The sequence below is a fragment of the Sandarakinorhabdus limnophila DSM 17366 genome (genome assembly GCF_945882885.1).
GTDB classification, from domain to species: domain Bacteria; phylum Pseudomonadota; class Alphaproteobacteria; order Sphingomonadales; family Sphingomonadaceae; genus Sandarakinorhabdus; species Sandarakinorhabdus limnophila_A.
In genome coordinates this window covers 34,423-59,764 of sequence record NZ_CAMCWT010000007.1, presented here as the reverse complement: position 1 = coordinate 59,764, position 25,342 = coordinate 34,423, and the positions used below count along the sequence as shown (strand labels likewise).

Sequence of the window (25,342 nt, the reverse complement as noted above, 5' to 3'; positions counted from 1 at the left end):
ATCAATCGCCGCCAAAAGCCGCCGACGCAGATCCATCGATAGTGGTAGGCCCATCCATGCCGGCCTCCTTCACCAGCACGGATTCTGAACCAGAAAACGCCGCCCGAGGGAATCCCCTTTCGATTCAGACAGGTCGAAAAATGCTCTAGAACGACAGCGGCGCCAGGTCGGGCGGCATCCAGTCGCGCCTTGCCGCCACGCTGAACAATTTTTCCCGCCGCCAGTGCGCCAGCAGCCAATCGGATCGGCCCTGCGGTGATGCTGTGGTGATAGCCCCCCGTGTCGGTGTTGGGCGTGCTGGTTGACTCATTATAACGCATGATCAGCCCGCGCATTGCATCGGGCGTCGCCAAATGCGCCCGGTGCCGCAGCAGCCACAACGCGGCGACGAAATGGCCTTCATGGGTCCATTCCGCCTTGGGCAAGGTGCAGGCGATCATCGCCAGCGCCAAGCGTTCGATATCGCTGTCACTGCTCAGAGCCATGGGCTCAAGGCCATCCGGTCAGGGCTTCACGAAGCGATAGTAGAAGCGGTTGGTCTTGCCGCGCAGGCTGGGATCAAACACCAGCTTGGCCGGATCGTCGCCAGTCACTTCCAGGATCGGCACACTGCCGGCAAAGCGGAAGCCCGCGCGGACCATGTTGGCCTTCACCACGTCGGCGTCGATGCGGTGCGTCTTGTCGGCCTGGGCGCGGCTGTCCATGCCGCGCACGCCATAATGATCGATGATAAGCACCACGCCGCCGGGCTTCAGCGCCTGGAACAGCCGGGCGTTGTAGGCATCGACATTGGTGCGCGGATATTTGAACTTCTCGCTCTGCCAATAAAGATCATGATAGGTCAGGTGATAGAAGGCGGCATCGAGCTTGTCCGGCATGGCGGCTTCGCCCGGCGCGCCCACAACCAGATCCACGTTCCTGTTGCGCTTCTGCAATGCGGCCCAGGCCTCCGCCGTCTTGGAATCCTCCATGTAGTTCACCGGCTCGATGGCGATCACCCGGCCTTTGGGGCCAACATGGCGCGCCAAGAGCTCGGTGTAATAGCCCTGGCCGGCCATTACATCCATCACCCGCGCGCCCGGCTTGATCAGACTCTGCGCAAGCACCTCGGCCGGTTTGCGGCCTGCATCCAGCGCCACCATGGCATCGGGCCGACCCGGCGCGTTCAGCAGGTCCGCCGGTGCGGCGGCCACCAGCAGCACGGCCATCCCGGCCAATCCCATCAGGCGCTTCATTGTCAGTCCTCCCCAGTTTTGCCAGATGCTGCCACAGCGCCGCTCGCTTGACCATCACCGCGCCCGCCACCATTGTGCTCCGCGATGACGCCCGAAAGCCTGTTCAGTATCGCCAGCGCCGCCGTGTTGCCCGGCTGGATCGCGCTGGCCTGTGCGCCGCTGGCCCGGGCGCGGCTGGTGTTGCTGTCACGCGTGATCGCGGTGCTGCTGTCCGGCCTGTATGTAACGCTGCTGGCCACCGGCCTTGCCGGCGAAGGCCCACCAGCCGGAGCCGGTTTCGACACGCTCGAAGGGGTGCGGCTGCTCCTGTCTTCCCCGCAGGCGCTGCTGGCGGGCTGGGTGCATTATCTGGTCTTCGATCTGTGGGTGGGCAGCTGGGAAGCGGAGGATAATGCGCTGCCGCACTGGCTGCTGCTGCCCTGCCTGGCGCTCACCTTCCTCGCCGGGCCAACGGGCCTGCTGCTCTATCACCTGCTGAAAGCCGCCCGGAAACTGCGGTCATGAACGAACTGCGCAGCGTCGCCTCCCCCTGCACCAACGTCTGCCAGATCAATCGGCGGACAGGCTGGTGCGAAGGCTGCCGCCGCACCATGGACGAGATCAGCCGCTGGCCGCACGCCAACGACGATGAACGCCGCGCCATCCTGGCCCGGTTGCCGGAGCGCACGAAATGATCCCGCTCTCCGTTCTTGACCAGACGCCGATTCCGGAAGGCGTGACCCCGGCGCAGGCGCTGGCCAATTCGATCGATCTTGCACGCCATTGCGAGACGCTTGGCTATCAGCGCTTCTGGCTGGCTGAACATCACGCCAGCCAGGCGCTGGCCGGATCGGCGCCCGAAATATTGATCGGCGCCGTCGCCAATGCCACGTCGCGCATCCGTGTCGGTTCAGGCGGGGTGATGCTGCCGCACTATTCGGCGCTGAAAGTCGCGGAGCAGTTCAGCCTGCTTTCCGGCCTGCATCCCGGCCGCATCGATCTGGGCCTGGGCCGCGCGCCGGGCAGTGACCAGCGCACGGCCGTGGCGCTGCAGCAGGATCGCCGCCAATATGCGCCAAACCAGTTCCCGCAGCAGCTGGCTGAGCTGATCGGCTATTTCGAAGACTCGCTGCCCGATGATCACCCCTTCCACGCCTATGCCGCCACCCTGCCTGGCCGGCCGCATCTGCCGGAACCCTGGGTGCTCGGCTCCTCGCCCGACAGTGTCGCGTTTGCCGCCGATCTGGGCCTGCCCTATTGCCTCGCCGATTTCATCGCGCCGCGCCTGGGCGAACTGGCGGTACAATATCGCGACCGCTTCACCCCTCGTCATCCCGGCGACAAATCGCGGCTGATGGTGGCGGTGTGGACCGTGTGTGCAGAGACCGACGAAGCCGCCCTGCGCCTCGCCGCGCCGGCGCGCATGATGTTCGCGCACCTGTTGATGGGCAAAAGCATTTCGGTGCCGCCGCCAGAGGTCGCGCTGGCCTGGTTGGCGGACCGGCCCGATGTGGCCAAGGCCTTCGCCAGCCGCCGCGTCGTCGCCGGCAGCCCCGCCACCGTGCGCGCCGGACTTGAACAAGTGATCAAGGAATATGCGCCGGACGAGCTGATGCTGGTCAACATCCTGCACGGCCATGAAGATCGCAAGCGCAGCTATACGCTGGCGATGGACGCCATGACGCCGGTTGCGGCCTGAACCATGGGCAAGCGCGTGTTGGCGATTGCGTCGGGAGGCGGGCATTTCATCCAGCTGATGGGCCTCTCGCCAGCGTGGGACGGTCACGCGGTGAGCATCGCCGCGGTTGACCCCACGTCGCGCGCACTGGTCGGCGGTGTGCCCTTCTTCACCTTCCGCGATGTCTCCCGTGCCGATTGGTGGCGCATTCCGGCCGCCACGCTGGATATCGCCGCCATCCTGCTAAAGGTCCGCCCGCAGGTGATCATCACCACCGGCGCGCTGCCCGGCCTGATCGCAGCCACGCTGGCCCGCCCGTTTGGCTGCAAGAGGCTGTGGGTGGACAGCATCGCCAATTCCTAAGTGTTGTCGGGCAGCGGCGGGCAGGCAGGCCGCGTGTGCAGCCAGGTTGTCACCCAGTGGCCCCACCTCGCCGCCGACAAGGTCGAACACTGGGGCAGCGTGCTGTGAGCGGCGTGTTCGTTTCGGTCGGTTCGGTGATGCCGTTCGACCGACTGACCCGGGCCATGGACGAATGGGCCGCTGCCAACCCGGGCATCCCGGTCGAGATCCAGATCGGCAAGGGCGATTATGAACCACGCCACGCCAAGTGGGTGCGCAAGCTGGCACTGCCCGATTACCAGGCCCGCGTTGCTGGCTGCGCGCTGTTCGTCGCCCATTGCGGCATGGGATCGGTCATCAGCGCCATCGAGGCCGGAAAGCCGATCCTGATGCTGCCGCGCCTGCAAGCGATGGGCGAACACAACACCGATCACCAATTGGCCACCGCCAAGCATGTCGGCATCCGCCCTGGCCTTCATGTTGCGGCCGACGTGGATGACATTAAAGCCCGCGCCAGCGCCCTGCTGGCCGATACTGGCACCGCCCCCGCCCCGATTTCCCGTTTCGCCGATCCGGCCTTCACCGCCCGCATCCGCGCCTTCATCGAGAGTTGAGCCTTGTACCCCTTCATCCCCGTCGAACCGACTGACCGCCCCGGCCACTACCGCTTCACCGTGCCGAAGAATCTGTGCGTCGGCCCGCCCGACCGGCTGTTCATGTTCGGCGGGGTGGGTCTCGCCAGTGCCTTGTCGGCCGTGGAGCATTTCACCGGCCGCACGACCGTGTGGGCCGCCGCGCAGTATCTCAGCTACGCACGGCCGGGCACGGAGCTTGACCTGGAAGTGATCGTGCCGGTGGCCGGCAAGTACAACAGCCAGGCCCGTGTCATCACCCGAGCCGGCGATCAGGAGATCATCACCGTCAACGCCGCGCTCGGCAGCCGGCCCGACAGCCCGCATCACCAGTGGGCCGTAATGCCGGCCGTGCCGCCGCCGGAAGACTGCCCGGAAATGACCATCCGCTGGCAGCGCGATCCCGACGACATGAACAGCCAGTGGGAACGCCGCGTCGCTGCCGGCAGTTTCGGTCGCGAACGGGGCAAGGCGCCGCCGGCAACCGATGGCATTGGCCGGCTATGGGTGCGGCCGGTCAATCGCGATCTCTCCATTGATCGCCTGGTGCTGGCGGTGATGGCGGATTTCCTGCCTTCGGGCGTCGGCAATGCGTTGGGGGCGAACGCCGGTGGCAACAGCCTCGACAACACCATTCGCTACATGAATTTCGTGCCAACCGAATGGGTGCTGGCCGATACCCGCATCCACGCCGTTCACGCTGGCTTTGCCCATGGCCGCGTGCACCTGTTTGCCCAGGATGGCACCTTGCTGGCCACGGCAAGCCAAAGCCTGATTGTGCGAATTCACAGTTGAGGGCGTGGCTGGGCGGGTTTAGCCTTCCAGCATGACACCGCACCTCATCGCCCTCCTCCTCGCCTCTGCCGCCACGGCAACACCACCGCCAACGGCCAGCCCACAGGCGCAGGCCGATAATGCCGCGCTGGCCGCCACTCTGAATTGGGCAGACCAACAGGATTTCGATTTCGCCAGTCGCGGCTTCCTGGGCACCATCCCCGACGGCAAGATCAGGAACGCCAAGGGCGACGTGCTTCGCGATCTGGCGGATGAATCCCAGTTCAGCGGCCCGGCGCCTGCGACCGTGAACCCCAGCCTGTGGCGCAACGCGACGCTGGTGGCGAAACACGGCCTGTTCCAGGTGGCCGATGGTATCTGGCAGGTGCGCGGGCTTGATCTGGCCAACATGACGGTCATTCGCGGTACCACCGGCTGGATCATCGTTGATCCGCTCACCGGCGCCGAAGCCGCCAAGGCCGCGATGGCGCTGGTCACTGACAAGCTGGGCAAGCGGCCGGTGGTCGCGGTCATTTACACCCACAGCCATGTCGATCATTTCGGCGGTGTGCTGGGTGTGGTGAACCCGGCCGATGTGGCCGCCGGCAAGGTGCAGATCATCGCGCCCGAAGGCTTCCTCGAACACGCCGTGTCTGAAAATGTCATCGCCGGCCCGGCCATGCTGCGCCGCGCTGTCTATATGTTTGGCACCAGCCTGCCGCACAATGCCACCGGCCATGTCTCCTCCGGCCTGTCGTCGTTCAACACGCCCGGCACCTACGGCCTGATCCCGCCGACAGACAGCATCACGCTGGCCAGCAGCAACCGCATCGTCGATGGGGTGGAAATCCAGTTCCAGCTTACCCCCAACACCGAAGCGCCAGCAGAAATGAACCTCTATCTGCCGGCATGGAAAGCCCTGTGCCTGGCGGAAAATGCCAATGCCTCGATGCACAATCTGCTCACGCCGCGCGGCGCGCTGGTGCGCGATGCCAAGGGCTGGGCGGATTATCTGGTGGAAGCGCGGCGGCGCTGGGGCGGCGAGGCGGATGTGCTGTTCACCAGCCATTTCTGGCCGCGCTGGGGCAAGGACCATATCGGCGACTATCTGCTGCGCCATGCGCAGGCCTATGCCTTCGTCCACAATGAAAGCGTGCGGTTGATGAACACCGGCCTGAACGCGGTGGAGATCGGCGAGACGATCAAACTGCCCGAACCACTGGCCAAGGCCTGGTTCAACCGGCCCAATTACGGCAGCCTGAAGTTCAACGCCCGCGCCGTCTATCAGCGTTATCTGGGTGCGTTCGACGGTGATCCGGCGACGCTCGATCCACTGCCGCGTGGCCTACTGGCGCCGCGCCTGGTGGCGCAAATGGGCGGCCCGAAAAAGGTGCTGGCCGCGGGCAAGGCCGCTGCTGCCAAGGGTGATGACCGCTGGGCCGCCACCCTGCTCTCCACCCTGGTGCGTGCCGCGCCGGATACACCGGGCGCCAAGGAGGCGCTGGCCGGCGTCTATCGCCAGCTGGCCTGGCGCGCCGAGGCCGCGCCGTGGCGCAATTTCTATCTGACCGGTGCGCAGGAACTGGAACAGGGCATCAAGCCCAGCGAGCCAGCCAGCGCGGCCGGCATTGCCGCCAATCTGACCGTATCGATGCTGCTGGACAGCATGAGCGTGCGGCTGGTGCCGGACCGGGCCATCGCGCCGATGACCATCGCGTTCGAATTTCCCGATGCCAAGGAACGCCACCTCGTCAGCATCGGTAACGGCGTGATGCTGCACGAAAAGGGCATCACCGATCCCGCGCAGGCCACGCTGGTGGTGCCGCGCCGGGCGCTGATCGGGTTGATCGGCGGCGCGGTGAAAGCGCCCGATCTGATCGCGGCAGGGCAGCTGGAGATCAAAGGCGATCTGGCAGTGCTGCAACGCTTCATGACGCTGTTCCAGCCGCCGAAGCCGGATTTCCCGCTGGTCGCACCGTAAGCCCACGCCGTCAGGCTGGCGCAGGCCAGCATGACTTGTGCATTGCGGTCAGGTCACCGCATTACTTGCGCAGCGGTGACCAGGCCCCCATGTCCACCCGGTCATTCACACGATAGGGCTGGCCGTTCTCACCGATGAAGAAATGCTCCGTTTCCTTCCGGTTGAACGGGCGTGAGCCGAGGCGGCCGAGGATAGCGATCTGGCTGCCGGTCTCGTCCACCGCCCGATCACGGTCCAGCCCCTTGGCCACCGACAGCGCCGGGCGGGCAGTACGGGCGAAGCTGATCAGTTCCGGCATCGGCTTGGGTGAGAAGCCATAGAAGTTGGGCTGGCTGATGGGGCTGGTCAATTGCAGCACCTTCACGCCGTTCTTCCCGTCGGCAACATAGGCGAACAAGGTCGCGTTGGTGGTGGCAACCACCACATCCTCCGCATCGTTGAGCGTGCCGCCCGCTGTGAAGCGCTGGTAAAGCTTTGGTGCCAGCGGTTTCTTGATGTCGACGATCACCAGGCCTTCGCCCTTGGCAGCGACATAAGCATAGGTGCGGGCCAGGTAGAATTTGCGCGCGTCCGCAATCGGCAGCGTTGCCTCGGGGTGATGCACCGGCCGCGACAAATCGGCGATGTCGAACACTTCCAGGCCTGCCGCCGTCGTCACCCACAGGTAACGGAACTGCACTGCGCTGGCCCGCGCGTCGTTCAACGGCAGGGCAGCCGCAAGCTTGGGTGCCTTGGGATTATCGAGGTTCACCACCACCACGCCGCGCGGCGTGGTGATATAGGCCATGTAGCCAGCCAGCGTTACGTGGCGGGCGCCGTTCAGCACGCCGTCCGGATTCCACGCTGTCTTGCCGCCCGCCAGCACCGTGCGCTTCAAGAAGTTGTTGCGTGGCTCGCCGTCGGTGAGCGTGTCGACATTCACCAGCACCAGGCCTTCAACCGCATCGGTCACCACCGCATAACGGTAGATCTCGTGCATCCTCTGCTCCTGGTTGTAGCCGGCGAGCGGATCGGCCAGCGGCTTGCCGGCGGCGCGAGCGTCCTGCTCACCCACGATCTTGTCGTTGCGCGGCACGGCGATTGGCTGGTTGGTAGCGATCGCCATGCAGGTGGCGTTGGCGGTCTTCACCTGCGCATCGTGGCCCAGCGCCGAGAACGGCGATTTGACGATGCGTTCGGAAACACCCTTGTTCGACAGATTGGCGATATCATAGGCGATAAAGCCACCCTTGCCTTCGGCGACATAGAGATATTCGCCGCGGTTCTGGATGCAGCGCACTTCGCCGCTGGCGCCTTGCGTGATGTTGCGGATTTCCTCGGTCTGGTTGGTCTCGCCGGAAAGCTTCTTGTCGAAGATGCGGCCGCGGTTCCAGTTGATCAGCTCGCGCTTGTTCTGTTCGACATGCAGCTTCCAGAAATCGGGATAGGCATAACGGTGCAGATAGGAGCCGAACACCGCCTGCGGTTCGCCAAATTCCGTCACCCGCACCGCTTCGACGGCGCGATCCAGCCCGAAAAAGGCGTGCATGCCGACGAAGTTGATGAAGTTGGTGCCCTGCAACGTCAGCTGCGCCAGGATAGCGTTGTTATCGTCCTCATCGCTCACATGGCAATCGGTGCAGGTCTTGGTTTCCTGGGTGCGCACGGTGTGCGGGTAGTGCGGCGCAAAGGCCTGGGACGAGAAGCCCGACGCGGAAATCGGCGGTTGCTGCACATAGATGCGCTCGCGGTTGATGTTGGTGCTGGTCAGGATCAGCGCCGAAGTTGAACGGATCGGCGTGATGATGCCGCCCTTCGTGGTCTGGTGACGGCCGAGCTGGAAGATCTCATCGCGTGCGACCTGTGGATTGTAGGTCGCGAAGTTGCGGGTTTCCTGCTCCTCATATTTGTTGGTCTTGGTCTTCCAGTTCGCCTCGATCGGCAGGTGGCAGCCGCCGCAACTGGTGGTCCAGCTGGTATGGCAGGCAAAGCAGGCCATGTTGTCGTCCTTGTGCGCGCGTTCCCCCACGCCGGGACCGAAATTCATCTTGCCGCCCGTGCTGGCCAGCGTGCCCACCAGCTTGGCGCGCGCTGCCTTGGCGTTGAAATCGGGGTGGTCGCGGTTGACGCTGTCCTTCACCAGCTTCACCCGCCACACCAAGGCCGGATCGCTGGCCGACCGTTGCAGCAACATGCGGCGGCCGGCGGCATCTTGGCTCCATTCAAAGCGCAGCCGGCCATCGGGGTTGCGCACGGCGATCAGATTGCTGCCCGGCGGCGGCGCAGCCACGTTGGAGGTTCGCACCGTCGGATAGGCATCGGCGGTGCCATGACAATCCTTGCAGCCGATCTCCACGGCGTTGGCAACTTCGCCATGGATCATGCCGTTGCCGTGGCCATCCTGGGTAAAGTGGCAATCGGCGCACTGCATGCCCACTTCGGTGTGGATATCCATCAGGTGCACCGCCTTGCCGGGCTGGCCGGGGCCGGGGGTGGCGGCGGGTTTCACGAATTGCGGCTGGCCGGCCTTCCGGAATTTTTCCGGATCATTCGGATCGACGATGTGTGCAGTATCGGTGCCATAGCTCGCCATGTTGCCGCCGGCATCGAGCAGATTGCCTTCGCGATCGCGCTTGTACACGGCGCGGAAATTCCAGCCGTGGCCGTGATAATCGGCGAATTGGGTATCCTTCATCTGGTCATTGCGGTCGTTCACCGTCCGCAGGAAATCCAGATCAGACCAGGCGCCGCGCGCCGCTGCGGCTTCGGGGTTGCGCTCGTTGGTGGTGCGCACTTCGGCGGCCGTGGGGTAACGCTGCTGCTTGAACAGGCGTTGATACTCGGCATCGCTCATACCTGGCGGCTTGGGATACGGATTTTCCTTGCCCGGCCACATGCGCGGCGCGTCGCTTTCATAATCCCACATCGTGTAGCCATAGTAGGTGTTCACGAACATGTTGGGCTGGTGCATGTGGCAATTCATGCACAGGCTGGACGGCATGGCGCGGGTAAAGGCGTGTTTGATCGGGTGGCCGCTTTCGGTTTTCGAGATCGTTGGATCGGCGGTTTGCGTCTGCCCGTCACGGCCGGCCGCGGCATACACCGACGAATGCCGCACTTCGCGATCATTGGCATAAACGATGTGGCAAGAACCGCAGCCCGAGGTGCGATAATCGCCGGGCTGATCATTGGTGCCCATGAACCAGGTGAAGGGATCGTTCAGGCGGGTCTTGTGAATATTGATCACTGGCACCGAGATGCGCAGGCCGGTGGCGGGGCCACGGTTGGACTGGCGGATATCGGGGCGGCCAGGCTCTTCCAGGCGCTGGATGGAGCCCAGTGAGTTGGGCAGGCCGATTTCCGGGAACGTGGGATTGATGTTGCGGCCGCCGCGTTCGAACACGCGGAAGATATCCCCGGGCGGGATCACCTGCCACGCCGGCAGCGGAGCCAGGAACGGCAGCGCGCCGCGCGCTCTTTCAGCGTCAGACAATTCGCCCACCCCGCGCCCGCCCGCACCGGCGCTGAACATAAAGCCCGGCAGGCTGTTGTCATGATGAGCGCCGCCGCCGTGGCCTTCCTTCTGGCCATGGCCTGCCTTCTCGCCGTGGCCCGCCGCAGCGCCATGGCCTTCCTCGTGCTTCAGCCCGACTTCACCATGGCCCGACGCATCGCCGTTCCACGCACCCAGCATGGCGTTGGCCTGGCCGGGGCGGGTGTATACTTCGCCCAGCACATAATTCTTGTAGGGCAGAATGCCGTTGTTATAAGCCGCGCCGCCGAACAGCATGGCGCCGGTAGCCATCAGGCTGCGCTCGGCCCGCTCGATGATTTCAAGGTGGCAGGAACCGCAAGCATCACGCGCGGCGCGATAGTCCGACGGGTTCACGAAGCGCACAAACTCCGGGGATTCGCGGTTGAGCAGGGTATAGCTGCGCTTGGGGTTGGCCGAAGACGGGAAGTGCCAGCTTTCCGGGAACATCGGCAGCACGTGGGCATCATCGCGCAGCTTGATGTAATTGGCGTCGGTCGCTGCCAACCCGCCCGGCGCGACGATCTTCGCATCGCCGCCGTGGCAATCGGTGCAGCCCAGCACGACCGATTTGGGCGCGTGCATCGTCGCTTCATCGCTGGCGGTGTGGCAGCTGATGCAGCCGGCGGATTTGGCAGCGGCCAGTTCCGCCGTCTGCCATTTCGGCGCCGGCCCGGCATGGACACGGGTGTAATCCCGCGCCACCGGCTTTTCGCCTTCGGACGCGAAGGCCATGCCGACCAGCGGCACCATGAAAAGGAGGAGCAGGCGCTTCAGCATGTCAATAAGCCAGAACAGCGTTGAACAGCACCGAATAATAAGACCCGGTGCGGGGTGCGTTGGTGAAGAGATCGCGGAAACCATCGCCGGGCTTCAGCAGGGCGCCCGACAGGCGGAACACGAGATTCTGGTTGAAATGCGGGCGGTAGGTGGCCGCTGCCGACAGATCCCAGCCGATATCGTTAGGAATGGTGCCTTCCACGCGCAGCGCCTGCAGCGTGGCGGTGGTGGCAAACCACAGATGGTTGAGATTGCCGCTCACCCGCAGCTCGGGCAGCACATCGAAATCCGCACCGGCGCCCAGCAACATGGTGCCGGGGTTGGTGAAATTGGCCTGGCCCTGTTCCTTGGACGATCGCAGATCGTTCAGGATGCCGTTGCGGCTGTTGACCGAGATGACACGGCCGCCGCCAGCAAAGGGAATGGTCTGGCGGATCCAGTAGCTGGTGTCGGAACCGGCAAACTGCGGGTTTTCAAAGATCGCCGAATAGCCGCTGTCGGTATCGTCGAACGGATTGGAATCACCGCTGGCAAACAAGGCCGAACCGCGCACCCGCACCCAACCACGGTCATAGCTGGGCTCGAACGCGGCAAACCAGCTGCTGATCTTCGCGCGCCGATCGGTGAAGATGTTGTTGCGGTTGGTGCCGGCGGCATAGGTGCCGCTGAAGGTTATGTTCAGCCGGCCGATATGGCCATCGGCGTTGTAGCTGAGATAGACGACATCATAGCTGCGACCGCGCAATGTGCCGAGCAACGCCGGCCGCACCGGGAAGCCGTTGGTATCGACCTGCACATCATTGCGTTCGCGGTTGGCATTCCACGTCACGCTGACCTGGCTGGTCATGCCGGGCACCGGCAGATCCTGACGGTAGAGATTGGCGACGACCACGAAATCGTTGCGCGGGCTGCGCAGGACGGCGTTGAGGCCGGAGTTCGAATCCTTCTCGAGCCGCCAGAAGGCCGCGAGGTTGTACTGGAAGCGGTTGTTGTCGCGGTTGCCGAACAGGCGAACGCCGAGCTGGTTATCCTGGAACAGGAAGCCGCGGAAATCGCTGGAGAAGGGCTGGATGCCGATGCGCAGCGAGTCGAAATCATACCGATCCGACGTGTTGCGCAGGTGATAATCAAGGAACAATTCCTGCACGCCCACGAACGCATCGGTGCGCAGACTGCGCTTCGACGGCAGCACGGAAAGCACCCGCCGTTCCGTCACATCGACATGGTTCATGTTGAAGGCGATGGCGGCGCGCAGTTCATATTCCGGCGGCTTGAAGGCGGTGCTGCCCTTGGTCAGCGCCGCGCCCAGAATGAAGGTCTGCGCAAACACTTCGCTGTATTGGCGGCCGAAGGTGTCATTGCTGCCCGGCCGCTCGGTGGTCTGCACGCCGACCGGGGTGGGAAAGCTGCGCGGTTCAGCCAGTGTGTCGGAAATCGCTGTCAGCTGCACGAACAGATCATGGGTGCCGCAGACCGGCCGGTCGCCCTTCAGCGTGTTCTGATTGTACGGGTCTTTCCAGTTGGATTTCACCAACCCCAACGTTTCGACCAGGCGCCAGCGATCGGGCACCGGCAGGTGATCGGTGGGGAAATCGCCCTGTTTCGGCCCGGCGACCGCGCCCTGGTTGGCCTGCACCACCGGGTCCCACGTCTGCGGCCCGCCCATGCCGGGCACACGCCGGCCTTCCAGCGAGGCGGCGTTCGGATCAACCAGGCCCGCTTCCGGTTCGGCGGGCAGGCGTTCGGCCGGCGGGGCGACCTTGGCATAACAGTCAAACCATTTGCCGAACGGCTTTGCGATGACCGGCGAGGCGGTGGCCAAAAGGGGGATGAGGATCAGCGCCCGCATCTCAACGCGCCTGACAGACATTGTTTTCTGCCGTGTCGACAAACGGCGCAAACGGGCAACCCACGAAGCGCAGGCGGACAGGCGTGCCCGCAACCGTCACCTGCACCTGATCGGAACGGATGCTGGCCGGCGGCAGGCTGATGCTGCCATTGAGCCTTGTGCTGGCGTTGCTCAGCCCAAGGAAGCTGATCATGTCGTCCTGATCGATGCCGTCGCCGGAAATGCCGATGGCGCCCACCAGATTGTTGCCGCGATAGATCGGCACGGCGCCAGGGAAGATCTGGATGCCGTTGGCCAGCCGGTTCCGCCCGCTGCCGGTATTGGGCAGGAAGGTGCATTGGCGCGGATCGCCGCCACCCAGCACCTGCACCAGGTTCTGCACGATCAGCGCAGATTGCAGCCCGGTCGAGAACGGCGACCAGCCGGCGATGTCGCGCGACAGCGGACCCGGCGGTCGGCCGGCTTCGCCATCCGGGAAATAGGGCCGGCTGATGTTGCCAATGGCGCGGTTGGACACGCCGAACGCACCGGTGAGGAAACCGGTGCCGCTGAAGAAGCTATTGGTGCGGGACACGAAATCGCGGACGTTCGCATCGGCAGCGCCGGCGGCCGTCGTCACCGCACCCAGATCGCTGGCAGCGCGGGCGTTGGAGAAAAAGGCCGCCGTGCGCGCCTTTTGCAAGCTCACATCAATGCCGAACACCGGCGCATCGGGTGACCGCACCAACCCCAGCACTTGTCCCCGCGTATCCACCACCGACAGCGAGACCTGGGCCCGGCTGTCGAGTGGCTGGCGGATCTGGGCGCGGGCGCGCGACATGATGGTGAACGCTTCTTCCAGCACAGCGCGCACTTCGGCGGCGCTGAGCGGCTGCGCCACGTCGCCGGCATCGGTGCCGGCGCGGATCGGGTAGCGATTGGCCCCGGCGCCGTCGGACAGGATGAATGCATCGGGATGGTTGAATTCGGCTGCTGCGGCATTGCGCACGCCGCTGGCCTCGCTGCCATAAGGCGTGCCGGCAATGATGCCGGCGGCATTGAAGCCGGCCACTGCCACCAGGCTGCCGGCGAGGCCAGCAAAGGCCGGCGGGCTTGCCGGATTGCTCTTCAGGCCGGCGGCAACGGCGTCGGAATAGCGCAGCAGTGTGCCGTCCACCGAAATCCGTTCGGCGCGGATGGTTTCGGGCGCAGCGTGGCCGGCGGTGGCGGCGAGCGCGATATGCTCTTCGGCATCATCGTCCACATCCACCACTTCGGCATCAAAGCCATAATCGCCATCGGCCATGATGCCGACGCCACCAACCATCACGCCATTCTTGTAGAGCGGAAAGCCGCCCGGATCGGCAGCGAGGCCCAATGGCGAGCGCTTCGGGCCGATAAAGGGACTGCCGACACCGAACCGTGCTGACAGATCGGAACAGGGCAGCTGACTGAACTGCACGCCATAGAGCGGGCCGGATTCAAGCCCCACCGTGCGCGTCGACGGCGGGAAATTCGGCTGCACGATCATCGAGGCAGTGCGGGTGGAAAAGGCGTTGCCGCCCGACGACAGATAGGCGCCGGTGATGGCCTTGGCGATCGCGGCCAGTTCCGCCGGCACCGTCACGCCTTGCGCGTCGATATTGGCGCCGTTGGCGTTGGGCCGCGTGGTGGCGGTCGCCCGGGCGCCGGCCATGCGATAGACGGCAAGCACATTGCCGACCCGATCAACCACGGCGATCACTGCCGGCAGATTGCGGGCCGAGGCTTCGGCGGTGGCGCGGGCAATGACCGACTGCACGTCAGCGACGCTCAGCGCCTCCTGCGCCGGCTTGGTGAACACACTGGCCGGCGTTGGGGTTGGCGACGGGCTTGGAGCGGGATTGACGGCCTGGCTCGGCGGCGCACCGCTGCCGCCACAGCCAGCCAGCAGCAGCGCCAGCGCTGCCACCCCTGCCGCGATCCGGGCGCGGCTGGGCGTCACTTCAGCCCCCGCAACCGGCCGGCAATCTGCGCCAGCGTGACCCGGAACGCGGCCGGATCCCAGCGGTTGGCATCGCGAGCCAGCGCGTAGGCGCGGTCAAGATCAGGCCGCAGCGCCTGTGCCGCGCCGCGATCGACCTGGCCAGCCGTTACCAGCGCCGAAAGCAGGGTATCGGCCGCCATCACCGCCTGCGCACCGCCCTGATAATCAGTGTAAGCTGCCGCATTGCCCACCAGAACGGCATCGATCAGCGCAAAAGTCTGCGCCCGATCAAAGCTGGTGCCGGCAAAGCGCCGGGCCAGCGTTGCAGCGGTCCCCTTCAGCGTAGCCGCGGCCTTTATCGCCCCGGCGCGATCGCCGCCCAGCGCAGCGTGGAAGGCACGGCTCTGATTGTCGAAACTGCGCGCCACATCCGGCGCGGCCACACGCGCGGCAGCCGCCAGCATGATCATCTGCTCATCGTTCCACACCGGCTGGCCCGGCGGAATCGGCCGCCAGCCATTGGTGCGCGCGACGATCTGCGTCGCCGGATCATCACTGAAGGTCCGGTGGCAGGAACGGCAATCATAGAAATAATAATCCGGACCGTTGAGGCGGCCCGATGCGGCGGGCAACAGCGACAACGCGCGCTCCACTGCCAGCGCCTGGCCCACGGCCCAGGTCTTCACCCCTCCGGTGACACCCTTGCGCGCGGCATAATCAGCATCCTCGTCATGGTGCCGCTGCAGAGATGTGAACAGATCAAGTTCGAAAGCCACGCGGGGGTGGCCGGCGGCCATGATGCGGTGGAACACAAACTGGCCCGGCTTGTCGGAACCGAAATGGCAATCGAGGCACACGCTGGCCTTTACTGCCGGGTCATTCACCGCCCACATGCCCTTGGCGACATTGTCAGCATGGCTGGCGTTCACGCTGGCATGGCTGGCCAGCCAGCGTTCCGATCCGCCGTGGCAGGCTTCACAGCCCACGCCATCGGATTGCTGCCATTTCGGCCCGCGCACGGGTGCCGGATCACCGTGGCAGCTGATGCATTCCTTGGAGGCCGCGACATTGGCGATACCCAAACGCTTGCCGATGGCCTGAGCACGCGGCTCGTTCAACACTTTCCAGGCGCGGCTGTGGACGCCGGTCAGGCTGGCGGGATCTGACCAGCTGATCACTTCGTTCTGGCGCACACGTGACCCCGTGGCTTCCTGACGGCCATGGCAGGTGGAACTGCCACAGCTGGCGACGCCCTGGTGCACGGCGGGATCAATCGGCGCGGCCGCCAACGGCGATCCGACGGTGGCACCAGCCAGCACGCCCACTGCAATGGCGACTCGCAACCAATGGCTGGCTGCCGCCATGCATTCTGCCAACACGCGAATGTTCCTCGTTGCTTGCGCAAGCACTGTCCGTTCCCCCCCGGTGAGGCACTTCCTAGCAAAGTGCTGACAACATGCAAGCATGGGCCGCCGATTTCGCCGAATCGGCCCACTGTTTTGGCCTGTTCGGTCAAAGCCCATTGCAGGGCGTGTCCGGCTGTGATTACTTCGCATGCTACGATAAGCGTGAGGGAGCACGGGGTTCGCCCCAAGGGTCCTGTAGAGACCACCCCCTCGCACCATGTTCTGGGAAGTGACCGATGGACCTGCACGCCAGCCTTGCCGCCGTTTCCGTTCGATCGATGGGTGATGCCCGCAAAGCCGCCGAAGCCATGCGCGACATTGTGCTGGAGTGCACTGGCCTGCATGTCATCGCGGTCGACAATATCGCGTCCAAGGCGCCGATGGAGGATATCGACGGCAATATCCTCGCCGCCGACGTGTTCGGCTGGACCGGCGAGAACGAGCATTGGTGGAAGGATTCAAAGCTCGCCCTGTCGTCCCCACTGCCGCGCGCCTGCCGGTATGAATCCGAAGTGTTCTGGGCCAATGCCACGGGCTTTTTCACCCGCCAGCCCAATCCCTATCTCGACGAGATGAGCCTCGACAATTTCGAGAAACGGGCACTCACCAAGGCGGCCATCGTGGTGCCGGTGCATCTGCCGTTTGGCCAGATCGGCGCCGTCTGTTTCGTCTCGCGCGATGCCAGCCGCACCGATCTTTCAGCCGAATATGAACAATGGGCCGACATCCTGGCACTGATGTCGCATCGGTTCCTGGCGGGTTACGTCAAGGCGCATCGCACCCGCCGCTGGCTGCCGGGCGATTGCCAACTCACCAAGCGCGAAGTGGAGTGCCTGCGCTGGGCCAGCATCGGCAAGACCGACAAGGAAATCAGCCTGATCCTGTCGCGCAGCCACGCCACCGTGCGCTTTCACATCCAGAACGCCGGCGAGAAGCTGAACGCCGTCAACCGCAGCCAGACCATCTTCAAGGCAGCGCAGCTGGGTTATCTCGGCGCCGCTGCGTAAGCTGCATTCCGTTCATGGCGTGTGAAGCCGCTGCCGGCTAAGGCAGAGGCATGAAACAGCTGTTCCTGCTCCCTCTGCTTGCCCTTGCCGCCCCGGCCAGCGCAATGTCGCTGGCCGATATCGCCGTCTCGCTGAAAGGCACCACCAGCCTTTCGGCCGATTTCACCCAGGCCGGCGCCGATGGCCGCGTGCTGGCTGGCAAATTGTGGCTGGCCCGCCCCGGCAAGGTGCGATTCCAGTACAACACATCGAAAATGCTGCTGGTCGGCGATGGCCGCACGCTGTCGTTCATCGACTATGAGGTGAAACAGGTCAGCCAGTGGCCGGTGCGCCGCACACCGCTGCAGATCCTGCTGGTGGCCGAGCCTGATCTTGCCCCCATCGCCCGCATCACCGCCGACACGCCCGACGGGGTGGAAGTCGCCGCCTGCGATCCCAAGCGGCCGGAATTCGGCACCCTTTCCATCCGTTTCGTGCGCGCCGCCGGTGCGCCGGGCGGGCTGGCACTGGCCGGGTGGACCGCTCTGGACGCGCAAGGCGGCCGCAGCGAGGTGCGGCTGGCCAATGTGCGTTATGGCGCCAGTCTGGCCGGCGTGTCGTTTGGCTTCACCGATCCGCGCAAGGATGGGCCCCGATAACGCGGTTGCCCAACCTGAACACAGACCCTGAATCCCGTCCATGATGGGGCAAGGTCGAATCAGGCATAAGCAGTTCATCAGGCGGTTGGTGCTGACGGGTTTGCCCCCTGTTGACCGGACAGCACCGCGTAAAATTTCCGCCTGTGTGCGTGACGAGCGCAGACAAGACCCCTGGCACCACGCCCCCGGTGCCAGGGGTCAACTGTTTTCTGAACAGGTGACGCGCGCCAAAGCTTCGCTTAAACGCTGCCTATGTCCCTTCGCATCGCCACCTGGAATATCAACAGCGTCCGCGCCCGCGCCGATATCGTGGAGCAGTTCCTGCGCGATCATCGGCCCGATGTGCTGTGCCTGCAGGAAACCAAGGTCGCCAACGACATTTTCCCACACGGCCTGTTCGAGCAATTGGGCTACACCCACCGCATTCTGAACGGCCAGCGCATGCACCACGGCGTTGCCACCATCAGCCGCGTGCCGCTGGAAGGCGCCTGGCGCTATGACTGGCAGGACAATGGCGAAGCGCGCCACATCGGCGTGCGTTTGCCAAACGGCGTCTTGCTGGAAAACGTCTATGTGCCAGCTGGCGGCGACGTGCCCGACCGCGAGGTGAACCCGAAATTCGGTCAGAAAATGGACTTCATCGAACGCATGACCCGCTGGTCGGAAGGGCTGAACGAGCCCGCCGTGATCGTCGGCGATTTCAACGTCGCGCCGCTGGACTGCGATGTGTGGAACCACAAGGCCCTGCTCGATGTCGTCAGCCACACACCGATGGAAGTCGACGTGCTGAACCGCTTGCAGCAGAGCCACGACTGGGTGGATCTGGGCCGCCATTTCAACCCGGCGCCGGAGAAATTTTTCACCTGGTGGAGCTATCGCAATATCGATTGGCGCCTGTCGGATCGCGGCCGCCGCCTCGATCACATCTGGGCCTCGCCCAGCGTCGCCAAACAAGCCACCGCTTTCGAAGCCATCCGGGACGCCCGCGACTGGGGCAAACCTTCCGATCACATCCCACAGATCGTGACGCTCGACCTGTGAGCATCGCGGCCAATTATCTGGCCGAAGCCGCCAGCGATGCCCTGCGCCGGGGTCGTGCCGTGGGCGTGGGCAGCCTGGCCATCCTCTCCGCCGAACTCGCCGATGCCGACACGCTGGCCGCGCTGGAAACCCGAAGCCGCGCCGGCCTGATCATCACCGCGCGCCGCGCTGCCGTGCTCAACCTCGCCAACCAGATTGCGGCGGCCGCGCCCGATCCGGAGCCGGTGTGGGTGGACCGGCCGGACTGGCTCGATCTCGCCGGAAGCCGCGCGGTCGCCGATCCGGTGCTCGATCTCGCCACCCCGTTCAAGGGCCCGTTCCGCACTCGCGCACTGGACGGCGATGCCGCCTCCGCCCGCGCCGCGATTGCACTGGTAAAACATGCCGGCCTTATCCCTGCCGTTTATGCCGTGCCGCTGGCCGGGGCAGAAATTGCCGTTAACTGCCCCTCAGAAGCCGCCCTCGCCCTGCCGCCTGCCGTCGCCCGCGTCCGCATCTCAAGCCGCGCCCGCCTGCCACTCGCCAGCGCCGAAGATACGCAGGTCGTTGCCTTCCGCCCCGATGATGGCGGCCCGGAGCATCTGGCGCTGGTGATCGGCAATCCGGATGTGAACCAGCCGGTACTCACCCGCTTGCACAGCTCCTGCCTTACCGGCGATGTGCTCGGCAGTCTGAAATGCGATTGCGGCCCACAACTTCACGCCGCGCTTGCCGCCATAGCGGCCAATCCCGGCGGCGGCACCCTGCTCTACCTTCAACAGGAAGGCCGCGGCATCGGCCTGCTCAACAAGTTGCGCGCTTACGCCCTGCAGGATCAGGGCTGGGACACGGTGGACGCCAACACCCGCCTCGGCTTCGAACCGGACGAGCGTGACTTCTCTTTGGCCGCCGCGATGTTCAAGGCATTGGGCGTCTCGAGCGTCGCGCTGATGACCAACAACCCCCTGAAAGTCGCCGGCCTCGCCGCCCACGGCTTCACCGTCAGCCGCGTCGCTCACGACATGCCGCCCAACCCGCACAACGCGGCTTATCTCGCCACCAAGCGCGACCGGCAGGGGCACATGCTGTGACAATCTTCCGCGCCAACCCTGCCACCGGCACGGTCAGCGCGTTCGGCGAAACCCACGCCGCCAGCTTCGGCAAGGGCGGCTTCTGCCACGCCGCCGACAAACGCGAAGGCGACGGAAAGACCCCGCTCGGCCTCTGGCCCATCCGCGCCGCGCTCCTGCGCCCTGATCGCCTGCCTGCACCGCAAACCGCACTGCCCTGGCGCTGGTTGCGCCCGTGGGACGGCTGGAGCGACGGCGCCGCCGACCCGGCCTACAACCGCCCCGTCACAATCCAGCACCCCCACAGCCATGAATCCCTTTGGCGCGACGATCATGCCTACGACCTCATCCTTGTGTTGGCCCACAACGACAGCCCACCCATCCCCGGCCTCGGCAGCGCCATCTTCTGGCACGTCCGCCAACCTGATGGGCGCCCCACCGAAGGCTGCCTGGCGATGGAGCGTGATGCGCAGGCGCGCTGGCTCGACACGATGGCGCTGGGGGATACGGTCGCGATTTCAGTGGATTGAAGAAGGGCCTGAGGCCCTGCACCCACTTTCGCTTTTGGGCAGCGCTTCGAAAGTAAATAAATGTCGCGGGCCGATGCGCTGGCGACAGATCGACGAAACTCAGATGTCGTTTGCGACGCGACGGTTACCGTTATATGACATAACGATGACAGTGTTGACCGAATCCATCCTTCCACCGTCCAAACTGCTGTGGGCTGCCGAACTGCCGCGTGCCGCTTGGACCGTGATGAACCGGCCACGTCACAAGAGCTTGCTGCGCGGCGAGCCGGCCGGTGACGGCCGCCCGGTGATGCTGCTGCCCGGCCTGATGCAAGGGGAGCGGGCGTTTTTCCCGCTGCAGCGCTTCCTGCGGGACCGTGGCTACCAGGCGCACAGCTGGGGTTTGGGCCGCAACTTTGGCGCGCGAACGACCGGCGCCCAGGCCGAACAGCTCATCGAACGCCTTGAGACGATCGCCGCCACAAACGGCCCGGTAACACTGATTGGCGTCAGCCTGGGCGGCATCATTGCGCGGCTGGTCGCGCAGCGCCGGCCCGGTCTGGTGCGCGAAGTCATCACGATCAGTTCACCATTCGCCGGCAGCGGCAAGGCCACCAATGTCTGGCGGTTCTTCGAATGGTTCACGGGAGAACGGCTCGATGATCCGGCGGTGGCGGCCCGCAGCGCCGAAATCGCCGCCCCTCTCTCCGTCCCCAGCACCGCCATCTGGAGCCAGTCCGACGGACTGGTCGCCGGCGAAATCTGCCGCGACAGCCACGGCCGATCGATCGAGATCAACAGCAGCCACCTGGGCGTGCAGATCCGTGCCGACGTTTTCCTGGCTGTCGCGGGCGTCCTGGAAGGCCGCTGAACGGCGGCGCTGTCATGCCTCCGGCGGGCAGGGCCTGAGGTCCTGCACCCACTTTCGTTTTTGGGCCGCACTTGTGTTTTGACGAGAGCACCGCAGGCTGTTGTCCTTTGCCTGCGGCGCTGGTTTGCGCTCGAGAAACAGGGGCTACCCAAAATCAAACGGGTGCAGGACCTCAGCCCCTGCCCGCCGGAGGCTCTCCTTACTTCAGCGCCTCATCATACCAGGCCGCCACATCGTCGCGCATCTTTGCCAGTTCAGATTCCGCCAGATAGATCATGTGGCCCGACTGGTAATAGGTGAACTTGATGTTCTTGTTCAGCTCGGCCGGCAGCAGCATGTGGCTGGCGTCAAATTCGGCGCCATAAAACGGCGTCGCCATGTCGTAATAGCCGTTGAGGAACAGTATTTTCAGCTTCGGATTCGCGCGCATGGTGAAGGCGAGATCGACCGCCGTGTTGGGCGTCGTCTGCACGCCACCGCGGGGCGGGCGGTGGGACCAGTCCCAGCTGTACCCCGGCTCGCGCGCCGTCAGCTTGTAGGGCAGTTCGGTTTTCACGCCCAGTGTCTTCACCGCATAATCGTGGAAGGCCGAGATGTAGGCGCCGGTGATGGCGGTGCCGGCCGGATCCTCATCCGGGCTGTCTGCGTTCAGATCGGTGGGCGGCAGTGTGTAGCGCGTGTCGAGCCGGCCGATCGAAAGGCCGCGCGGGCGCAGCAGTTCGGTCTGGAAATGCTGCAGATCAACCCGCAGGTTAGCGCGCTTGATGAAATCGATGGGCAGCCCGGTATAGGCGTTCATCTGGCGGGCGACGGCATCCTTTTCGGCGTCGGAAATGCTGCTGCCCTTGGCCAGGGCCGCGGCATAGGGCCCGGCCACGAAGCCGCGCACTTCGTTCACGAAGGCGTCGAGATCGGCCGGCTTCTGGCCGGGCAGCGTGCCGTGATACCAGGCGGTCGCGGCAAAGCCGGGGAACAGCACCATGTGGTTCTGATCATAGCCGGCTTGGCGGACGCCGTAGTTCATGATGGTGGACAGCAGGGCGACGCCGTGCAGCGAAAGCCCACGTTCCTCCAACATCCGCGCCACCACGCCGGAGCGCAGCGTGCCATAGGATTCGCCGAGTATGAATTTCGGTGATTTCCAGCGGTTATTCTTGCTCACATAACGCATGATGGCGCGGGCAAAGGCATCGGCATCCTGATCGACGCCGTTGAAATCCTTGCCGGTCTTGTCGCCCAGCGGGCGGGACCAGCCGGCGCCCATGGCATCGATGAAGACGATATCGGTCTTGTCGAGCAGGGACCACGGATTCTGGGTGACGCTATACTGATCGGGGGTGACGTACACCGGCTTGTCGGTCTTCACGCGCACCGGGCCAAAGCTGCCCATGTGCAGCCAGATCGTCGCCGAACCGGGACCGCCGTTGTAGAAGAAGGTGACCGGGCGGTTGGCTTCACCGGTGGTGTAGGCGGTGTAGAACAGGCTGCCAGTGGGCCGGGCATTGTCATCACGGATGGTGAGCGTGCCGGCGGTGGCGGTATAGGCCACGGCCTTGCCCTTGATGGAAACGCTGCCCTTGGACACGGATGCTTTTTCCTCCACCGGCGCACGGGCAGTGGCGGCATCGGCTTCGGCCACCATGGCATCGCGCGGCGTCTGGCGCTTTTCCTGGGCGAGGCTGGGCGCGGCCAGGGCCGTCAGCAGCAGTGCAGTCACAAGTTTCATCGACAACCCCTTTTTGTAATTTGTGGTGTTCAGCAGCAGAAAAGCACCCGCATCGTCAAGCGCGCCTGAAAACGAAAGTGGGTGCAGGGGCTTAGCCCCTGCCCGCCGGAGGCATCACTTTCTTCCTTTTCTGATCCCCGGCGGCACGCGGGATTTGCCCGGCCTCGGCTGGAACCCGCGTGGCCGGGTCCGATCCCGGCGCGGGCCGCTGCTGCTGCCGCCTTCGGGCAACTCAAAGCGCAGCGCGCCGGTGATCGGGCTGGCTTCGGCGAGGCGCAGCTCCATGCGCTGGCCCACAGCATAGCGCGTGCCGGTCTGGATGCCTTCCAGGATGCGGGCGTCTTCATCGAAAACGAAGCGTTCTTCACCAAGCGTGGAGACCGGCACCAGCCCGTCGCCGCCCAGCCCTTCGACGGTGGCAAAGAAGCCGAACTTGGCGACGCCGGTGATGCGCGTCTTCACGATTTCGCCGACCTTGGTGGAGAGGAAGGCGGCGACATAGCGATCGATGGTGTCGCGTTCGGCTTCCATCGCCCGCCGTTCGGTCATGCTGATATGGTCGGCGGTCTTGGTCAGACCCTTTTCCTCTTCCTTGTGCAGCGCGCCGTCACCCAGCCGGTAAGCCGCGACCAGGCTGCGGTGCACCACCAGATCGGCATAACGGCGGATCGGCGAGGTGAAGTGGGCATAACTGCCCAGACTCAGCCCGAAGTGGCCGACGTTTGCCGGCGAGTAATAGGCCTGGGTCTGGGTGCGCAGCACCTGTTCAGTGACCTGCTGGTAATTCTCGCCATCCTTGGCGCGAGCGAGGATGCGATTGAACACGGCGGGCTTGGCCACCTGGCCCAACGCAATATTCTGCCCCAGCGTTTCGAGATAATCCCGCAGCGCGACGATCTTTTCGCGGCTCGGTGCCTCGTGGCAGCGGAAGATGCAGCCGGCCTTCTTCTTTTCGAGCGCCTTGGCCGCCGCGACGTTGGCGGCGATCATGTAATCTTCGATCACGCGGTGCGCGGTCAGATGCTCGCGGATCGAGATGCCGGCGATGCGCCCGGCCTCATCCAGCACCACGCGCTTTTCCGGCAGCTCCAGATCGAGCGGTTCGCGGTCGGCGCGCGCCTTGGCCAGCGCGCCCCATGCGGCCCACAGCGGCTTCAGCACGTGCAGCCATTCGCCCTTGTCAGCGTCCATGGTTGCCTGCGCTTCTTCATAAGCGATGTTGGTGACGCAGCGGATCACCGCGCGGGTGAAGCGCCAATCGACCAATTTGCCTTCCGGATCGATGTGCAGATGGCAGGCCAGCACGGCGCGATCTTCATTCTCCACCAGGCTGCAGACATGGGCGGATAGCACCTCCGGCAGCATCGGCACGACGCGATCGGGGAAATAGACGCTGTTGCCGCGGCTGCGTGCCGAACGGTCGAGCGCGGTGCCGGGGCGGACGTAGAAGCTGACATCGGCAATGGCGACGATGGCCCGAAAGTGCCCGGGCTTCTCGTCATCCGGCGCCGCCCATACCGCATCGTCATGATCGCGCGCGTCGGCGGGATCGATGGTGAGGAACGGCAGCGCGCGCAGATCCTCGCGCTCGCCAAGTGATTGCCGGGCCATGCGATCGGCTTCATCGAGCGTCGATTCGTCAAAGCGGTTGGGGATGCCCTTGGCGTGAATGGCGATCAGGCTGAACGATTTGGGCTGGAACGGATCGCCCAGCACTTCGACAACGCGGCCATATTGGCGCGGCGGGCGGCCACTGGGTTCGGCCAGCACCAGATCGCCAGGCTGGCCGTCGCCGGGATCGTTGATCGCCAGATCGGTGCGCGCCTTCTTGTCCACCGGCACCAGCCGCCAGCCCAACGCTTCCTTGCGCAAGATGCCGAGCACAAACTCCTCGGATTTCGCCAGCGCCTTCATCGGGAACGCCAGCAGCCCGCCGCCCTGTTCCTCGATCCGCGCCAGCAGCCGATCACCCAGACCAAACACGGCGCGGCGGCGCAGCTCGATCACACGCAGGCGCGGCGGCGGGGTGGCGTGTTCCCATCTGTCGGGCACGGCAATCGCCACGCCATCGGCAACATCACAGATGCGGATCACCGTCACCTTGGGCAGGCCGCCGCCCTTGTGCAGGTTGCGGCCGGGGCCGGTTTCCAGTTCGCCGGCCTCCATCATTTCCTTGAGCAGCGCCTTCAGAGCGATCTTGTCCTGCGCGTGCAGGCCGAACGCCTTGGCGATCTCGCGCTTGCCCACGCTGGTTTTCTGGGTGGCGATGAAATCCAGGATGGCTTGCCGGTCGGGCAGGCCGGCCAGAGTCCTGTTGTGCGGGTTGTTGCGGGGGGTGCGCGGCATGGGCTTACCATGGGCGTTCGGGCCGGGTGGGGCAAGTGCGCCC

General features: G+C 64.9%; 20 protein-coding genes and 1 pseudogene. 13 read left to right on the top strand and 8 right to left on the bottom strand.

Features of this window, described 5'->3' with window-relative positions:
* Positions 1–145 precede the first annotated feature (145 nt).
* A pseudogene (locus tag Q7O19_RS02865) lies at positions 146–485 on the bottom strand (hypothetical protein).
* An 18-nt stretch (positions 486–503) separates the two neighbouring features.
* Complete coding sequence (locus Q7O19_RS02860; protein ID WP_303808531.1) at positions 504–1,235, bottom strand: methyltransferase domain-containing protein; 732 nt, start codon at positions 1,233–1,235, stop codon at positions 504–506.
* Positions 1,236–1,319: 84 nt separating this feature from the next.
* Here Q7O19_RS02860 and Q7O19_RS02855 point away from each other — a divergent pair, with 84 nt between their 5' ends.
* From Q7O19_RS02855 to Q7O19_RS02825, 7 genes are all read left to right on the top strand, one after another.
* Positions 1,320–1,739: an ABA4-like family protein gene (locus Q7O19_RS02855; protein WP_303808529.1), complete on the top strand. Its 420-nt coding sequence runs from the start codon at positions 1,320–1,322 to the stop codon at positions 1,737–1,739.
* Positions 1,736–1,909, top strand: a complete 174-nt coding sequence (locus Q7O19_RS02850; protein WP_303808527.1) for a DUF1289 domain-containing protein — start codon at positions 1,736–1,738, stop codon at positions 1,907–1,909. Before Q7O19_RS02855 ends, Q7O19_RS02850 begins: the two co-directional genes overlap by 4 nt.
* A complete protein-coding gene (locus tag Q7O19_RS02845) occupies positions 1,906–2,913 on the top strand; it encodes an LLM class flavin-dependent oxidoreductase (RefSeq protein WP_303808526.1) in 1,008 nt (335 codons plus the stop codon). Before Q7O19_RS02850 ends, Q7O19_RS02845 begins: the two co-directional genes overlap by 4 nt.
* A 15-nt stretch (positions 2,914–2,928) precedes the next feature.
* Positions 2,929–3,255: a UDP-N-acetylglucosamine--LPS N-acetylglucosamine transferase gene (locus tag Q7O19_RS02840; protein WP_303808525.1), complete on the top strand. Its 327-nt coding sequence runs from the start codon at positions 2,929–2,931 to the stop codon at positions 3,253–3,255.
* A 104-nt stretch (positions 3,256–3,359) separates the two neighbouring features.
* Positions 3,360–3,848 carry a glycosyltransferase gene (locus Q7O19_RS02835; RefSeq protein ID WP_303808522.1) on the top strand — a complete coding sequence of 163 codons (489 nt, stop codon included), beginning with the start codon at positions 3,360–3,362 and terminating at the stop codon, positions 3,846–3,848.
* A 3-nt stretch (positions 3,849–3,851) separates the two neighbouring features.
* Complete coding sequence (locus Q7O19_RS02830; RefSeq protein WP_303808520.1) at positions 3,852–4,661, top strand: acyl-CoA thioesterase II; 810 nt, start codon at positions 3,852–3,854, stop codon at positions 4,659–4,661.
* Between the two features lie 31 nt (positions 4,662–4,692).
* Positions 4,693–6,621 carry an alkyl/aryl-sulfatase gene (locus Q7O19_RS02825; protein ID WP_303808519.1) on the top strand — a complete coding sequence of 643 codons (1,929 nt, stop codon included), beginning with the start codon at positions 4,693–4,695 and terminating at the stop codon, positions 6,619–6,621.
* Positions 6,622–6,682: 61 nt separating this feature from the next.
* Here the strand turns inward: Q7O19_RS02825 and Q7O19_RS02820 are convergent, their stop codons facing one another.
* Genes Q7O19_RS02820 through Q7O19_RS02805 form a run of 4 tightly spaced genes read right to left on the bottom strand, consistent with a single transcriptional unit; the run spans position 6,683 to position 16,070 of the window.
* Positions 6,683–10,912: a multiheme c-type cytochrome gene (locus Q7O19_RS02820; protein WP_303808518.1), complete on the bottom strand. Its 4,230-nt coding sequence runs from the start codon at positions 10,910–10,912 to the stop codon at positions 6,683–6,685.
* A gap of 1 nt (position 10,913) precedes the next feature.
* Entirely contained in the window at positions 10,914–12,761 is a 1,848-nt protein-coding gene (locus Q7O19_RS02815) for a hypothetical protein (RefSeq protein WP_303808517.1), read from the bottom strand.
* Position 12,762: 1 nt separating this feature from the next.
* A complete protein-coding gene (locus Q7O19_RS02810) occupies positions 12,763–14,724 on the bottom strand; it encodes a heme-binding protein (RefSeq protein ID WP_303808515.1) in 1,962 nt (653 codons plus the stop codon).
* Entirely contained in the window at positions 14,721–16,070 is a 1,350-nt protein-coding gene (locus tag Q7O19_RS02805; RefSeq protein ID WP_303808512.1) for a multiheme c-type cytochrome, read from the bottom strand. Before Q7O19_RS02805 ends, Q7O19_RS02810 begins: the two co-directional genes overlap by 4 nt.
* A 278-nt stretch (positions 16,071–16,348) precedes the next feature.
* Here Q7O19_RS02805 and Q7O19_RS02800 point away from each other — a divergent pair, with 278 nt between their 5' ends.
* From Q7O19_RS02800 to Q7O19_RS02775, 6 genes are all read left to right on the top strand, one after another.
* Complete coding sequence (locus Q7O19_RS02800) at positions 16,349–17,119, top strand: helix-turn-helix transcriptional regulator (protein ID WP_303808511.1); 771 nt, start codon at positions 16,349–16,351, stop codon at positions 17,117–17,119.
* A 50-nt stretch (positions 17,120–17,169) separates the two neighbouring features.
* Positions 17,170–17,757, top strand: a complete 588-nt coding sequence (locus Q7O19_RS02795) for an outer-membrane lipoprotein carrier protein LolA (RefSeq protein WP_303808510.1) — start codon at positions 17,170–17,172, stop codon at positions 17,755–17,757.
* Between the two features lie 246 nt (positions 17,758–18,003).
* Positions 18,004–18,798: an exodeoxyribonuclease III gene (locus tag Q7O19_RS02790; RefSeq protein ID WP_303808542.1), complete on the top strand. Its 795-nt coding sequence runs from the start codon at positions 18,004–18,006 to the stop codon at positions 18,796–18,798.
* A complete protein-coding gene (gene ribA / locus Q7O19_RS02785; protein ID WP_303808509.1) occupies positions 18,795–19,868 on the top strand; it encodes a GTP cyclohydrolase II in 1,074 nt (357 codons plus the stop codon). The genes Q7O19_RS02790 and ribA overlap by 4 nt, the downstream gene beginning before the upstream one ends.
* Complete coding sequence (locus tag Q7O19_RS02780) at positions 19,865–20,377, top strand: L,D-transpeptidase (protein WP_303808507.1); 513 nt, start codon at positions 19,865–19,867, stop codon at positions 20,375–20,377. Before ribA ends, Q7O19_RS02780 begins: the two co-directional genes overlap by 4 nt.
* 145 nt (positions 20,378–20,522) lie before the next feature.
* A complete protein-coding gene (locus Q7O19_RS02775) occupies positions 20,523–21,227 on the top strand; it encodes a triacylglycerol lipase (RefSeq protein ID WP_303808505.1) in 705 nt (234 codons plus the stop codon).
* Positions 21,228–21,426: 199 nt separating this feature from the next.
* Here the strand turns inward: Q7O19_RS02775 and Q7O19_RS02770 are convergent, their stop codons facing one another.
* Together Q7O19_RS02770 and Q7O19_RS02765 are read right to left on the bottom strand one after the other, a co-directional pair.
* Positions 21,427–22,953 carry a S10 family peptidase gene (locus tag Q7O19_RS02770; RefSeq protein ID WP_303808503.1) on the bottom strand — a complete coding sequence of 509 codons (1,527 nt, stop codon included), beginning with the start codon at positions 22,951–22,953 and terminating at the stop codon, positions 21,427–21,429.
* A gap of 114 nt (positions 22,954–23,067) precedes the next feature.
* Complete coding sequence (locus Q7O19_RS02765) at positions 23,068–25,299, bottom strand: ribonuclease R family protein (protein WP_303808501.1); 2,232 nt, start codon at positions 25,297–25,299, stop codon at positions 23,068–23,070.
* Positions 25,300–25,342: the final 43 nt, after the last annotated feature.

Coding starts and splice junctions, on each gene's coding strand:
- Q7O19_RS02860 (WP_303808531.1), bottom strand. CDS start 1,235: ATGAAGCGCCTGATGGGATTGGCCGGGATGGCCGTGCTGCTGGTGGCC.
- Q7O19_RS02855 (WP_303808529.1), top strand. CDS start 1,320: ATGACGCCCGAAAGCCTGTTCAGTATCGCCAGCGCCGCCGTGTTGCCC.
- Q7O19_RS02850 (WP_303808527.1), top strand. CDS start 1,736: ATGAACGAACTGCGCAGCGTCGCCTCCCCCTGCACCAACGTCTGCCAG.
- Q7O19_RS02845 (WP_303808526.1), top strand. CDS start 1,906: ATGATCCCGCTCTCCGTTCTTGACCAGACGCCGATTCCGGAAGGCGTG.
- Q7O19_RS02825 (WP_303808519.1), top strand. CDS start 4,693: ATGACACCGCACCTCATCGCCCTCCTCCTCGCCTCTGCCGCCACGGCA.
- Q7O19_RS02820 (WP_303808518.1), bottom strand. CDS start 10,912: ATGCTGAAGCGCCTGCTCCTCCTTTTCATGGTGCCGCTGGTCGGCATG.
- Q7O19_RS02815 (WP_303808517.1), bottom strand. CDS start 12,761: ATGCGGGCGCTGATCCTCATCCCCCTTTTGGCCACCGCCTCGCCGGTC.
- Q7O19_RS02805 (WP_303808512.1), bottom strand. CDS start 16,070: ATGGCGGCAGCCAGCCATTGGTTGCGAGTCGCCATTGCAGTGGGCGTG.
- Q7O19_RS02800 (WP_303808511.1), top strand. CDS start 16,349: ATGGACCTGCACGCCAGCCTTGCCGCCGTTTCCGTTCGATCGATGGGT.
- Q7O19_RS02795 (WP_303808510.1), top strand. CDS start 17,170: ATGAAACAGCTGTTCCTGCTCCCTCTGCTTGCCCTTGCCGCCCCGGCC.
- Q7O19_RS02775 (WP_303808505.1), top strand. CDS start 20,523: ATGACAGTGTTGACCGAATCCATCCTTCCACCGTCCAAACTGCTGTGG.
- Q7O19_RS02770 (WP_303808503.1), bottom strand. CDS start 22,953: ATGAAACTTGTGACTGCACTGCTGCTGACGGCCCTGGCCGCGCCCAGC.
- Q7O19_RS02765 (WP_303808501.1), bottom strand. CDS start 25,299: ATGCCGCGCACCCCCCGCAACAACCCGCACAACAGGACTCTGGCCGGC.